General features: G+C 71.7%; 10 protein-coding genes. 5 read left to right on the plus strand and 5 right to left on the minus strand.

Annotation, left to right across the window (positions count from 1 at the left end; genetic code table 11):
* The first annotated feature begins 87 nt into the window (after positions 1 to 87).
* Together ACFVXE_RS25790 and ACFVXE_RS25795 are read left to right on the plus strand one after the other, a co-directional pair.
* Positions 88 to 1,110 carry an ATP-binding cassette domain-containing protein gene (locus ACFVXE_RS25790; protein ID WP_389674513.1) on the plus strand — a complete coding sequence of 341 codons (1,023 nt, stop codon included), beginning with the start codon at positions 88 to 90 and terminating at the stop codon, positions 1,108 to 1,110.
* Positions 1,107 to 1,961, plus strand: a complete 855-nt coding sequence (locus tag ACFVXE_RS25795) for an ABC transporter permease (RefSeq protein ID WP_389674514.1) — start codon at positions 1,107 to 1,109, stop codon at positions 1,959 to 1,961. The genes ACFVXE_RS25790 and ACFVXE_RS25795 overlap by 4 nt, the downstream gene beginning before the upstream one ends.
* 66 nt (positions 1,962 to 2,027) lie before the next feature.
* Here ACFVXE_RS25795 and greA read toward each other — a convergent pair whose 3' ends face one another.
* Both greA and ACFVXE_RS25805 read right to left on the minus strand, forming a co-directional pair.
* Complete coding sequence (greA, locus tag ACFVXE_RS25800; protein WP_389674516.1) at positions 2,028 to 2,525, minus strand: transcription elongation factor GreA; 498 nt, start codon at positions 2,523 to 2,525, stop codon at positions 2,028 to 2,030.
* A 203-nt stretch (positions 2,526 to 2,728) separates the two neighbouring features.
* Positions 2,729 to 3,145, minus strand: a complete 417-nt coding sequence (locus ACFVXE_RS25805; protein ID WP_389674517.1) for a DUF4307 domain-containing protein — start codon at positions 3,143 to 3,145, stop codon at positions 2,729 to 2,731.
* Positions 3,146 to 3,297: 152 nt separating this feature from the next.
* On the opposite strand from ACFVXE_RS25805, the gene mca reads away from it, so the two are divergent.
* Complete coding sequence (mca, locus tag ACFVXE_RS25810) at positions 3,298 to 4,179, plus strand: mycothiol conjugate amidase Mca (RefSeq protein ID WP_389674518.1); 882 nt, start codon at positions 3,298 to 3,300, stop codon at positions 4,177 to 4,179.
* A gap of 1 nt (position 4,180) precedes the next feature.
* Positions 4,181 to 4,420 carry a hypothetical protein gene (locus ACFVXE_RS25815; RefSeq protein WP_389674519.1) on the plus strand — a complete coding sequence of 80 codons (240 nt, stop codon included), beginning with the start codon at positions 4,181 to 4,183 and terminating at the stop codon, positions 4,418 to 4,420.
* 87 nt (positions 4,421 to 4,507) lie between these two features.
* Here the strand turns inward: ACFVXE_RS25815 and ACFVXE_RS25820 are convergent, their stop codons facing one another.
* A complete protein-coding gene (locus tag ACFVXE_RS25820; protein WP_389674521.1) occupies positions 4,508 to 7,759 on the minus strand; it encodes a tetratricopeptide repeat protein in 3,252 nt (1,083 codons plus the stop codon).
* 640 nt (positions 7,760 to 8,399) lie between these two features.
* Here ACFVXE_RS25820 and ACFVXE_RS25825 point away from each other — a divergent pair.
* Positions 8,400 to 10,412, plus strand: coding sequence for a thioredoxin domain-containing protein (locus ACFVXE_RS25825; protein WP_389674522.1), 2,013 nt, complete (start codon positions 8,400 to 8,402; stop codon positions 10,410 to 10,412).
* Positions 10,413 to 10,515: 103 nt separating this feature from the next.
* Here the strand turns inward: ACFVXE_RS25825 and ACFVXE_RS25830 are convergent, their stop codons facing one another.
* Positions 10,516 to 11,142: a TetR/AcrR family transcriptional regulator gene (locus tag ACFVXE_RS25830; RefSeq protein ID WP_389674523.1), complete on the minus strand. Its 627-nt coding sequence runs from the start codon at positions 11,140 to 11,142 to the stop codon at positions 10,516 to 10,518.
* An 11-nt stretch (positions 11,143 to 11,153) separates the two neighbouring features.
* Positions 11,154 to 12,680: a DHA2 family efflux MFS transporter permease subunit gene (locus tag ACFVXE_RS25835; protein WP_389674524.1), complete on the minus strand. Its 1,527-nt coding sequence runs from the start codon at positions 12,678 to 12,680 to the stop codon at positions 11,154 to 11,156.
* Positions 12,681 to 12,852 lie beyond the last annotated feature (172 nt).

Genomic DNA, 12,852 nt, shown 5'->3' on the forward strand with positions numbered 1-12,852 from the left:
CGGGTACAAGCGTTCCCTGGGCGGCGAAAGGCGCAGAATCCTAGGATCTGTTGAGGAAGTCACCCAAACGCACTGGGGGAGTCCGGTATGCCAGGCGCCATTTACGCCGAAGGCCTGGTGAAGACCTTCGGCGACGTACGAGCACTCGGCGGTGTGGACCTCGATGTGCCGCAGGGCACGGTCCTGGGCCTGCTCGGCCCGAACGGGGCCGGTAAGACCACCGCCGTACGCGTGCTGACCACGCTGCTGCGGCCGGACAGCGGCAGAGCCGTCGTGGCGGGCATCGACGTACTGAAGAGACCCGATGAGGTGCGCCGCTCCATCGGGCTCTCCGGCCAGTTCGCCGCGGTCGACGAGTATCTGACCGGCCGCGAGAACCTCCGGATGGTCGGTCAGCTCTACCAGATGAGCGGGCGCGACGCCAAGGCCCGGGCGGGGCAGCTGCTGGAGCGGTTCAACCTCGCCGACGCGGCCGACCGGCCCGCGAAGACGTACTCCGGAGGGATGCGCCGCCGCCTCGACCTGGCGGCGGCGCTCGTCGTCTCCCCGCCCGTGATGTTCATGGACGAGCCGACGACCGGACTCGACCCGCGCAACCGCCAGCAGCTGTGGGAGGTCATCGAGGAACTCGTCGCGGGCGGTACGACGCTGCTGCTGACCACGCAGTATCTGGAGGAGGCCGACCACCTGGCCCACGACATCTGCGTCATCGACCACGGCCTCGTCATCGCCCGCGGCACCTCCGACCAGCTCAAGGCCCGGACCGGCGGCGAGCGGGTCGAGGTCGTCGTGCACCGGCCCGGTCAGATCGACCCGGCCAGGTCCGTCCTCGCGAGCCTCGGCGCCGGCGAGGTCACCGTCGCCCGGCACACCCGCAAGCTGACCGTCCCCGTCACCGGCGGCGCCAGGCTGCTCGCCGAGATCATCCGCGATCTCGACACCTGCGGGGTCGAGATCGACGACATCGGACTGCGCCGCCCGACCCTGGACGACGTGTTCCTCTCGCTCACCGGCCATGCGGCCGAGCAGACCGCGACCGACGAGAACGGGGCCGGTCCGAGGCCCATGGCGCAGACCGGCCCGAGCGCCGGGCAGGAGGCCGGGAAATGACCGCCACGACGGACCTGCCGCACCTCGCGGTGACACCACGGGCGGGCGGCGGCATCGGCCGGTCGGTCCGCGACTCCCTCGTCGTCGCCCGGCGGAATCTGATCCGCATGACCAGGATCCCCGAGATGGTGATCTTCGGCCTCATCCAGCCGATCATGTTCGTGGTGCTGTTCAGCTACGTCTTCGGCGGCTCCATGACCATCGGCGGCTCCACCGATCCCGCGACGTACCGCAACTTCCTGATGGCGGGGATCTTCGCCCAGACCGTCACCTTCGCCACCGCGGGCGCCGGCGCGGGCATCGCGGACGACATGCACAAGGGCCTCATCGACCGGTTCCGCTCGCTGCCGATGGCACGCGGTGCGGTGCTCACCGGCCGTACGCTCGCCGACCTCGTCCAGACGACGCTGACCCTGGTGGTCCTCGCGGTCGTCGCCCTGCTGGTCGGCTGGCGCACCGAGGAGAACTTCGCCAAGGTGCTGGGCGGCTTCGCGCTGCTGCTCATGCTGGGCTACGCCTTCTCCTGGATCGGGGCGCTGATCGGGCTCTCGGTCCGCACCCCCGAGGCGGCCACCTCGGGCGGCCTCATCTGGCTCTTCCCGGTCACGTTCATCTCGAACGCGTTCGTGCCCACCGAGAACATGGCGGGCTGGCTCCAGCCGATCGCCGAATGGAATCCGTTCAGCGCGACCGTCCAGGCCTGCCGCGTACTCTTCGGCAACCCCGGCCTCTCCACCTCCGGCGCCTGGCCCATGCAGCACCCCGTCTGGGCCTCGCTGATCTGGTCCGTGCTGATCATCGTGGTCTTCCGGACACTCGCGGTCCGCAAGTACCGCTCCGCGACCGCCTGAGGAACGCCAGGAAGCCCCGGCCGTCCGCGGCCGGGGCTTCCTGTGTTCTGCGGGTGCTGCGTCGGCTCAGCCGGAGTACGGCTTCGCCGCGAGGATCTTCACCGAGGCCTTCTTGCCGTTCGGCAGTTCGTACTCGGCGTCCTCGCCCATCTTCTTGCCGTTCACGCCGGTACCGAGCGGAGACTGCGGGGAGTACGTCTCGATGTCCGCGCTCGGGTACTCGCGCGAGGCGAGCAGGAACGTCATGGTGTCGTCGAGATCGCCGTCGAACGCGATGGTGACGACCATGCCGGGCTCGACCACACCGTCGTCGGCCGGCGCCTCGCCGACCTTCGCGTGCTCCAGGAGTTGGGTGAGCTGGCGCACGCGCAGCTCCATCTTGCCCTGCTCCTCCTTGGCCGCGTGGTACCCGCCGTTCTCCCGGAGGTCACCCTCCTCACGGGCCGCCGCGATCTTGACGGCGATCTCCGTGCGCGCGGGACCAGACAGGTACTCCAGCTCGGCCCTGAGCTGGTTGTACGCCTCCTGCGTGAGCCAGGTGACGTTTTCGCTGGTCTGGGTCACAGGTGCTCCTAGTCGGTACTGGATATACAAGCGTCGGTACGGGGAATACAAAGCATCGCCCTACCCAGAAGCATGTGCCTCCACGGGTGGGCGAAACCACGAGCCTAACAATTCCGCAGGAAAAGGGGGAGAAGGTAAGGCGCTACGACTGCGTCAACGCGAACCGGTGACGATAGGCGCAGGTCAGGGGCGGTCCGGACCGCTCACTGCGACGACCCGCCGTCAGCGGTGCAGCCCAGCAGCTCGACGCTGGTCGCCCGCGACGTCGTGCGCAGGGAGATGATCCGGTCGATCCGGCCGGAGCGGTCGTCGAAACGGACGTCCTTGCGGGCCACGTCGTCACCGTCCACACGCTGCGAGCGGAGCGTGCAGTAACCCTTGGCGTCCCGGTCCTTGCGGACCTCGAGGTGGACGTCTACCCGGTCATCCGAGACGATCTTGAACTTGATCACCTCGGCGCTGATGTCCTGGCCCGCCACGTAGGTGTAGCCGATCCAGCCGACCACGCCGAGCAGTGCGGCGCCCAGCACCGATCCGATGATCCTGAGCTTGCGGTCCGCGCGCTCGTCCACGGAGCGCCCGTAGCGGCCCTCCGGAAGTGCTTCACGCACCGCAGTCATGATCGTTCCCTCCAAGCCGGGGATCCCGGAATTTTCCGTCCCCCGGTTCGGTCACTATAGAAGCCTCCAGCACGCCCCCGACCGCCACCCCGACACCGACGTCCTTCCGGGACGGCACCACTCAATGGCGACCAATCACTGAGGATCGAGTCTTGACTGAGCAGCTTCGACTGATGGCCGTACACGCCCACCCCGACGACGAGTCGAGCAAGGGCGCGGCCACCATGGCCAAGTACGTGTCCGAGGGGGTGGACGTGCTGGTCGTGACCTGCACGGGCGGTGAGCGTGGCTCCATCCTCAACCCGCGACTCCAGGGTGACGCCTACATCGAGGAGAACATCCGCGAGGTACGGAAGAAGGAGATGGACGAGGCCCGGGAGATCCTGGGCGTCGGGCAGGAATGGCTCGGCTTCGTCGACTCGGGGCTTCCCGAGGGCGACCCGCTGCCGCCGCTGCCCGAGGGCTGCTTCGCGCTGGAGGACGAGGACAAGGCCGCCGGGCGGCTGGTCCGCTCCATCCGTGCCTTCCGGCCCCAGGTCGTCACCACGTACGACGAGAACGGCGGATACCCGCACCCCGACCACATCATGACCCACAAGATCACGATGATCGCGTTCGAGGGCGCCACCGACACCGAGAAGTACCCGGAGGCGGAGTTCGGCCCCGCCTGGCAGCCGCAGAAGCTCTACTACAACCAGGGCTTCAACCGTCCGCGCACGGTGGCGCTGCACGAGGCGCTGCTCGCCCGTGGCCTGGAGTCCCCCTACGGTGACTGGCTGGAGCGCTGGAAGGAGTTCGAGCGCGTCGAGCGGACCCTGACCACGCACATCCCGTGCGCGGAGTTCTTCGAGATCCGGGACAAGGCGCTGATCGCGCACGCCACGCAGATCGACCCGGACGGCGGCTGGTTCCGGGTCCCGATGGACGTCCAGCGCGAGGTCTGGCCGACCGAGGAGTACGAGCTGGCGAAGTCCCTCGTCGATACCTCCCTCCCCGAGAGCGACCTCTTCGCGGGCATCCGCGACAATGCCTGATATGTACGCGACCCAGGCACTGACCCACGTCGTTCCTCTCGCCGAGGAATTCGACAAGAACAAGGTGACACCCGGCGTCCTCGGCTTCATCGTCTTCGCGGCGCTCGCGGCGGGCGTATGGCTGCTGATGAAGTCCATGAACCGGCACATGGGCAGGGTGAACTTCGAGGAGGCGCCGGACCCGGACGCGGTGCCCGCCGACTCCGAGGTCCCGGGGAGCGCCGCCGGGCGCGCCCGGTAGCCGAGTCCTCGCGGGACACCGGACGGGCCGGCCTCCGGCCCGCCCGGTGCCCGGGGGCACCCCCGGCCGGAGGCGCTGAGGCGCTGCCTACGGACGTGCCCCCACCGGCACGCCCATGATTTCCCGGGCGTGCCGGTCCGGTGTCATGCCCAGACGCCAGGCCTGCCAGCCGTCCTCCAGGTCGACCCCCCGGTTCAGGACCACCGTGAACGCCTCCGCGCAGTCCGTCAGCTTGCTGTCACGGGTCGGGTGAACGGCCCGGAGCAGGTCGGCGAGCTCCTGCTGCGCCACCACCGATCCCACCTCCGTGCCGCCCGCCGACGCGTAGGGCAGCAGGGTGCAGCGCAGGAAGCGCGCCCAGTCGGCGCCCCGGGTGTCGCCGTACGAGCCGAACAGTTCCACCGCCTCGTCGCACAGGCCCAGCGCCTGCGGGGCGCGGTTGTTGCCCGCGTCGATCAGGGCCAGCTCCAGACAGGTCCACGCCTCGCCGTGCGGCACGCCGATCCGCCGGAAGTCGGCCCGGGCGTCGGCCAGGAGCTGGCGGGCGAACCCGGAGTTGCGCAGATTGCCCGTCGTGGCGGCCCGCTGGTCCCGGGTGACCCGGCCCGAGTGGTGCCGCGCGCACGCCAGCCCGTACACGTCCCGCATCCGGGAGAACATCGTGCGCGCCCGTTCCAGCTCGCGTACCGCCTGATCGGTGTCGCCGGCCTCCTCCAGGGCCTGGCCCAGGTAGTACAGCGTCCACGCCTCGCCGCGCGCGTCCTCGTTGTCGCGGTGGCGGGACAGCGCCTCGCGCAGCCGGTCGGCCGCCGGGACCGGGTCGCCGTCGAGCAGCCGGGCACGGGCCAGCTGGGTCAGCGCCCACGCCTCGCCGCGCTCGTCACGAGTGAGTCCGTACAGGTCCAGGGCCGTACGCAGCTCCCCCTCCGCCCCCGGCACATCACCCATCCGCAGGAGTACCTGGCCCAGCTGGAAACGCGTCCACGCCTCGCCGTGCAACGACTCGCCCTCCCGGTGCAGCGCGAGCGCCGTGCCGAGCAGGGCCAGGGCCTCGGCGAGATGCGCCCGGTCGCGCTCGACGGCGGCCAGTGCGTGCAGCGACCACGCCCGGTCCTCGGCCTGTTCGTCCGACGCCTGCAGTTCGACCGCCTCGCGCAGCCGCGCCGCCGCCTCGGTGAGATTGCCCTGGTGGTGCAGGGTGATGCCGAGCGAGCAGAGCGCCAGTGCCGTGCCCGCCTCGTTCTGCGCCTCCCGGTAGAGCCCGACGACCGAGGACAGTGTCGTACGGGCCTTGTCCAGCTCTCCGAGCTGCCGGGCCGCGATACCCGTACGCCACTGGACCGACCGCTCCAGCAGTCCCTTGTCGACCGCCTGCGTCAGCTCACTTATCTCGCCCAGCCGGTAGAGGTCGCCACGGAGCAGGCAGTAGTCGCAGAGCGCACCCAGCAGATCCAGTACGGCGCCCTGGCCGACGCCCTCCGCATGCCGCAGCGCGGAGGTGATGAAGCTCGACTCCTCGTCCAGCCAGCGCAGCGCCGCGTCCAGCGAACTGAAACCGTGCGAACCGAACTGCCCCGCCCGGGTGGACATCTTCCCGTCCACCATCCGGATCACCGCACCCGCGAGCTCCGCGTAGTTCTGGATCAGCCGTTCCTGCGCGGCGGTCCGGTCCGCCGGGGCCTCCTCCTCACCCAGCCTGGCCAGGGCGAAGCTCCGCACGAGGTCGTGCAGCCGGTAGCGCGAACCCCGCACGTGATCGAGCAGCCCCGCCCCGCACAGGGCCGTCAGCAGTGACTGGGCCTCCTGCTCCTCGGCGGCCAGCAGCGCCGCGGCGGCCGCCGCGCCCAGGCTGGCGCGCCCGGCCGGCGCGAGCCGGCGCAGCAGCCGCCGGGCCTGCTCGGACTGGTCGGTGTAGCGCAGCCACAGGGCCCGCTCGACCGGGGCGACCGGACCGTACGCGCCGAGACCGGCGGCCAGTGAGGTACGGGTGCGCGACCCGAGCGAGGAGCCCGCGACGCGCAGCGCCAGCGGCAGTCCGCCGCACAGCTCGATGACCGTATCGGTCGACTGCGAGTCGTACGGACCCTCCTCCTGCTCCCCGGCCGACTCCCGCAGCAGCTCCTCGGCGCCCGCCGCGTCCAGCGGGCCCACGGGCAGCTGGTGCACCCACGCCGGGGTGTCGGCGGGCAGGTCCAGGGGGGCGCGGGCGGTGACCAGGACCAGGCTGTCGGAGCGCTCCGGTATGAGCGTGCGGACCTGTTCCGGGTCGCCGGCGTCGTCGAGGACGATCGTCACCGGCGTACCGGTCAGATGCTGGTGGTACAGCTCGCCGAGCCGCCGCACCTGCTGATCGGCGGAGGACCTTCCCCGGACTCCCGGCTCCCGGTCCGCGGCGGCGCCGTCCCGGAACAGCAGCTGTTCACGGGGGGCGCCGAGCCGGTTCAGCAGGTGCAGCAGCGCGTCGCGGGTCGGCAGCGGTTTCTCGCCGGTGACATCGGAGCGCAGATCCACCACGCAGGCACCCCGGAACTGGTCCTTCAGCTGGTGTGCCGCCCGTACGGCGAGCGTGGTGCGTCCGGCGCCCGGGGCGCCGTGCAGCACGACGACGGTCGGCTTCGTCTCCGTCGACGCCCGGGCCGCGTGCACCCACTGGGCGATCTGCGCCAGCTCGGCACGGCGTCCCGCGAACGGCCCGCCGGGGGCGGGCAGATGGCCGAAGGACTGCTCCAGCAGCGACCGCCTGCGCGCGGCCGCGCTGCGGTCCCCGCCACGCAGCTGCGGCGCGGCGGCGGTCTTCTTCTTCGGTGTACGGGACGACGCGGTCAGCATCCGCTGCTGGTCCAGGAACGGCCGGATGCCCCGTACCTCCAGCGCCGCGAGCCACTGCAGCCGGAGCTGCTCGGCGCCGCCGGGCTGTCCGGCGGCGGCTGCCTGCCGGTGGGCGGCGGGCCAGTGCGAGGCGGTCACCTTGGCGACGGTCGCCGCGGCGCCCGCGACGGCGACGACGGCGCCCGCACCGAGCGCCGGCCCGGCCGCGGTGCCCAGCGCCAGGTCGGCCCCGACCGCGGCGACCGCGGCAACTCCCGCCACCAGCAGCGGGGTTCCTACTGTCGTCCGGCTGAACCGTTGCGACAGGGCTTGCCGCCCGGCCTCCGCGGCGTCGAGCGCCTGGGTGTACGCGGCGTACTCCTCGGCCGCGGCCGCCGCCAGCGAATCGAGGGCGGCCCGGCCGCGCGCCGTCAGCGCGCCGGGGTCGGTCCTCCCTCCCGACCTGCGTACCTCTTCCTCCACGGCGCGTACCAACAGCCGTTCGGCTTCGGCCCGGTGGCTGTCCCGCATGTATGTCCCCCTCCGAGAGCTCCTGCTCGGGACAAGTGTCCTGCGTGGGGCGGCCGAGCGCGAGAGAGCATGGCGGGCAAGTGACCCGGGGCGAACGGCCGTTGCCCTCGGCCGGCGAGCCCTGGACCTGGCGGGCGCTCGGGCCGGAAGGCCGCTGTACGCACCGGGGGAGCGGCGGCCCGGTGCGGCGCTGTCAGGTGGTTCCCAGGGGGTCCGGGCCAGGGCATCGGCCAGGGCATCGGCCAGGATCCGGGCCGGCCGGTTGTGCCGCTCGGACGCGTTCGGGTTCACGACGGCCATCCCGTCCACGATCTCGATGCCGGCGCACTGTTCATCGGACCAGGAGTCGTACTGCTCCGCGCTGATCCGGGTGTGCATCCACGCGGGAGTGCGGTTTCCCCCTTCTGTGTTTCTTCTCCGTCCCGGCGCACCCGGCAACCCTGGGACCGGTCGACCCTTGCCGGGCTCGTCGGAGCCCGCCCGGCGCGCCGTCCCAATGAATGCCCGTCCCGGGTGAGTTGTGACGAGTGGGGAGGCGGCCGTCCACCACGTGTCGGCGCACGAGTGCGGTTCGGCCAAGCGAGGCAGAGCCCGTGCGGGCCTCACTTGCGGGGGTGGGCGTTGTGAGAGGCTGGATCGCATGAACCGGCTGGCTGGTGTGACCTCGCCTTATCTGCTTCAGCATGCTGACAATCCCGTCGACTGGTGGCCTTGGGGGCAGGACGCTTTCGAGGAAGCACGGCGGCGCAATGTACCCGTCCTGCTGTCGGTCGGCTACTCGGCGTGCCACTGGTGCCATGTGATGGCGCACGAGAGCTTCGAGGACGAAGCGGTCGCGGCGTACATGAACGAGCACTTCGTCAACGTGAAGGTCGACCGCGAGGAGCGGCCGGACGTCGACGCCGTGTACATGGAGGCCGTGCAGGCGGCGACCGGTCAGGGGGGCTGGCCGATGACCGTCTTCCTGAACGCCGACGCCGAGCCGTTCTACTTCGGGACGTACTTCCCGCCCGAGTCCCGCCACGGCATGCCGTCCTTCGTGCAGGTCCTCGAAGGTGTCTCCGCCGCCTGGCGCGATCGCCCCGAGGAGGTCGCCGAGGTCGCCGGGCGCATCGTCCACGACCTCGCCGGCCGGTCGCTGGCGCACGGCGGGGAGGGGCTGCCCGGCGAGCAGGAGCTCGCGCAGGCACTGCTCGGGCTGACCAGGGAGTACGACGACAAGCACGCCGGCTTCGGCGGCGCCCCGAAGTTCCCGCCGTCCATGACGATCGAGTTCCTGCTGCGCCACCACGCCCGTACCGGCGCCGAGGGTGCCCTCCAGATGGCCGCCGACACCTGTGGGGCGATGGCCAGGGGCGGGATGTACGACCAGCTCGGCGGTGGGTTCGCCCGCTACTCGGTGGACCGGGAGTGGATCGTTCCGCACTTCGAGAAGATGTTGTACGACAATGCGTTGCTCTGCCGGGTCTACGCCCACCTGTGGCGGGCGACGGGCTCGGAAACGGCCCGCCGGGTGGCGCTGGAGACCGCCGACTTCCTGGTGCGCGAGCTGCGGACGGCGGAGGGCGGGTTCGCCTCGGCGCTCGACGCCGACAGCGACGACGGCAGCGGCAGGCACGTCGAGGGCGCGTTCTACGTGTGGACGCCCGGTCAGCTGCGGGAGGTGCTGGGCGAGGAGGACGCCGCGTTCGCCGCGGAGTACTTCGGGGTGACCGAGGAAGGCACCTTCGAGGAGGGCGCGTCGGTGCTGCAACTGCCCGGTGGCGGCGCGGGGGTGGACGCGGACCGGGCCGCCGGGGTGCGGGCCCGGCTGTTCGCGGCGCGCGAGGAGCGTCCCCGCCCGGGGAGGGACGACAAGGTGGTGGCGGCCTGGAACGGACTGGCCATCGCCGCGCTCGCCGAGACCGGCGCGTACTTCGGCCGGCCGGACCTGATCGAACGCGCCACCGAGGCGGCGGACCTGCTGGTCCGGCTCCACATGGGCGAGGTGGCCCGGCTGGTCCGGACGTCCAGGGACGGCCGGGCGGGATCCAACGCGGGCGTCCTGGAGGACTACGGCGATGTGGCGGAGGGCTTCGTCGCGCTCGCCGCCGTCACCGGAGAGGGCGCCTGGCTGGAGTTCGCCGGCTTCCTGCTCGACATCGTGCTCCAGCACTTCTCGGGCGAGGGCGGCCAGCTGTACGACACCGCGGACGACGCCGAACGGCTGATCCGCCGCCCGCAGGACCCGACCGACAGCGCCACCCCGGCGGGCTGGACGGCGGCGGCCGGGGCGCTTCTCTCGTACGCGGCGCACACCGGTTCGCAGGCCCATCGCACCGCTGCGGAAGGGGCGTTGGGGGTGGTGAAGGCGCTCGGGCCACGCGTTCCGCGGTTCATCGGGTGGGGGCTCGCGGTCGCCGAGGCGCAGCTCGACGGCCCGCGTGAGGTGGCGGTCGCCGGTCCGGTCGGCGGCGAGCTGCACCGTACGGCGCTGCTGGGGCGGGCGCCGGGCGCGGTGGTCGCCGCGGGGGAGACGGGCGGTGCGGAGTTCCCGCTGCTGATGGACCGGCCGCAGGCGGAGGGGCGGCCGACGGCGTACGTCTGCCGGCACTTCGTCTGTGACGCGCCGACGACGGACGCGGAGGAGCTGGCCCGGAAACTCGGCGGCTGAGGTCGGCGCGAGACCGGTGCGTCCCCGCGCACCGGTCTGCCGCGTGACGGTCGTGGCCGCGCGCCCCGTACAGGCCGGGCACGGCGTCCCGGCCGGCGTCCTCTCAGCGCGCGAACCCGTCCAGCAGGGCGTCGAAGGTGCGGTTCACCAGGACCGTCAGGTCGTCGCGGTGACCGCGCTCCGCCCAGTAGAGCGTGGTCTCCTGGAGGGCCCCGAGCAGCGCCGTCGCGAAGACCCTGACCTCCAGGTCCCGGGGGTCACGGCCGCCGCGTTCGGCGAGGATCTCGGAGAGCATGCGGCTGGTGACCGACATGCTCTCCGCCATCCGCGCCCGGATCGCCGGCACCTCGACCATCAGCCGGCTCCGGAGGATCGCTTCCTCGCGTTCCTCGCCCCGGGCGGTCTCCGCTGCCAGGGCGAGCACATGGCGCAGGGAGTCGATCGGCGACTCGCCCGCCGGTCGGGCGCGCATCTCCTGGGCCAGGACCGGGTCGAGTTCGTCGGTGAGGACGATGTCCTCCTTCGTCGGGAAGTACCGGAAGACCGTGGACGGTGAGACCTCGGCGGCCTCGGCGATCTGCTCGACGGTGGTCGCCTCGTAACCCTGCTCGGCCACCAGCCGGTACATGGCGCTGCGGATCGCGCTCCGGGTCTTGATCTTCTTGCGCTCGCGCAGCCCGAGCGGGGGCTGCGCGGTGCCGGCGGGGGTGTGGTGCGAGGTGGCGGCCATGTGCGCCATTGTCACGCATCGGCCGGTGACGGAGCCAAGCCCTCCGTTCCGGGCAGCGCGGCCGTTTCCGGGTCGGCCGCGGGCGCGTCCCGGCCCGGCAGCAGGGTGGCGGCCAGCAGCGCGGTGGCCAGTGCGGCGCCCGCGCAGACCAGCAGGATCACGTCCATGCCGTGCAGGTACGCGGTGTCCGCGGCGTCCGCGAGGCGGTGGTCGCCCCGTGCGGCGGCGACCAGGTGGGCCGCGACGACGGAGTCGGAGGCGGCGGGCGGGGCTCCGCCGGGCAGCCGGCCGGTGTACGCGGCGGCCAGCAGTGAACCGAGCAGGGCGATGCCGATCGCCGAGCCGGTCTGCCGGACGGTGGACAGCAGCCCGGATCCGCTCCCTGCCCGGTCGGCGGGGAGGGCGCCGAGCGCCGCCGACATCGCCGGCACCATGGCGAAACCGAATCCGAGGCCGACGACGGGGAGCCACAGGGCCGTGAAGCCGTAGCCGCTGCCGGCGTTCGTACGGCTGCCGAGCGCCGCCGCGAGAGCGAGCACCACGAGCCCCGCGGTGATCGCCGCACGTGAGCCGAAGCGCTCCACGACGGGCCCGGTCGCCTTTGCCGCGACCAGCAGTCCGCCCATCAGCGGAAGCAGCCGCAGGCCGGTGCCGAAGGCGTCGTTGCCCAGCACGGCCTGCAGATAGGGCGGCAGTACGAACATCAGGCCGGAGAACACGAACATGCCCAGGGTCGCCGCGAGCGTGTTCAGGACGAAGGGGCGGTGGCGCAGCAGGCCCATGTCCAGCATGGGGCGTGCGGTGCGGCGTTCGCGCACGACGAGTGCGCCGATCAGCGCGACGGCGCCGGCCTGTGTGCCGATCACGAGCGGATCGCCCCAGCCGCGCCCGGGGGCCTCGATGATGCCGTAGATCAAGGCGCCGAGACCGGCCGCGGTGAGCACCGTGGACACCGTGTCGACCTCTGGCGAGGCCGGGTCGCGGGTCTCGGGCAGCAGCAGGACGCAGGCGGTGATCCCGATCGCGGCCATGGGGATGTTGATCAGGAAGATCGAGCCCCACCAGAAGTGGTTGAGCAGCCAGCCTCCGATGATCGGGCCGAGCGGCATGCCGAGTGCCGAGGCGGCGGTGATGATGCCGACGGCCCTGGCCCGGTCCCGGGGCGCGCCGAAGAGCGAGGGCAGGACGGCGAGGGCGAGCGGCATGACGAGTGCGGCGCCCATGCCCATGACCGCGCGGGCGGCGATCACCGGCGCGACGCTCGTGGCGAGGGAGCCGATGACCGAGCCGGTCAGGAAGACGGCCAGGCCGGCGATGAGCATCCGCCGGCGGCCGAAGCGGTCGCCCAGCAGTCCGGCCGGGAGCATCAGCGCGGCGAGGACGATGACGTACACGTCGGTCATCCACTGCTGCTGTCCGATGGTGGCGCCGAGCTGCTCGGCCATGGTGGGCAGCGCCACGCTGAGGATCGTCATGTCGAATCCGAGCACGAGCATGCTCGTGACCAGTGCGCCCAGGGCCCACCAGCGTCGGTTCACGGTTCACTCCTTTGAGAGTTTAAGTCAAATGAAAGTAACTCTCAAAAGATTGAAGCTGTCAATATGCACGCGCGTCGACACGGCAGTCATGGCGGATGGTGGTGTATCCAGCACGCTCCGTGTCCGGAGGTGGGTGTGGTGAGGTGACCCGGTGCGGGATGCGGGCGGCCGT

The sequence above is a fragment of the Streptomyces sp. NPDC058231 genome (assembly GCF_042882275.1).
GTDB lineage: Bacteria > Actinomycetota > Actinomycetes > Streptomycetales > Streptomycetaceae > Streptomyces.

Coding starts and splice junctions, on each gene's coding strand:
- ACFVXE_RS25790 (WP_389674513.1), top strand. CDS start 88: ATGCCAGGCGCCATTTACGCCGAAGGCCTGGTGAAGACCTTCGGCGAC.
- ACFVXE_RS25795 (WP_389674514.1), top strand. CDS start 1,107: ATGACCGCCACGACGGACCTGCCGCACCTCGCGGTGACACCACGGGCG.
- ACFVXE_RS25805 (WP_389674517.1), bottom strand. CDS start 3,145: ATGACTGCGGTGCGTGAAGCACTTCCGGAGGGCCGCTACGGGCGCTCC.
- ACFVXE_RS25815 (WP_389674519.1), top strand. CDS start 4,181: ATGTACGCGACCCAGGCACTGACCCACGTCGTTCCTCTCGCCGAGGAA.
- ACFVXE_RS25820 (WP_389674521.1), bottom strand. CDS start 7,759: ATGCGGGACAGCCACCGGGCCGAAGCCGAACGGCTGTTGGTACGCGCC.
- ACFVXE_RS25825 (WP_389674522.1), top strand. CDS start 8,400: ATGAACCGGCTGGCTGGTGTGACCTCGCCTTATCTGCTTCAGCATGCT.
- ACFVXE_RS25830 (WP_389674523.1), bottom strand. CDS start 11,142: ATGGCCGCCACCTCGCACCACACCCCCGCCGGCACCGCGCAGCCCCCG.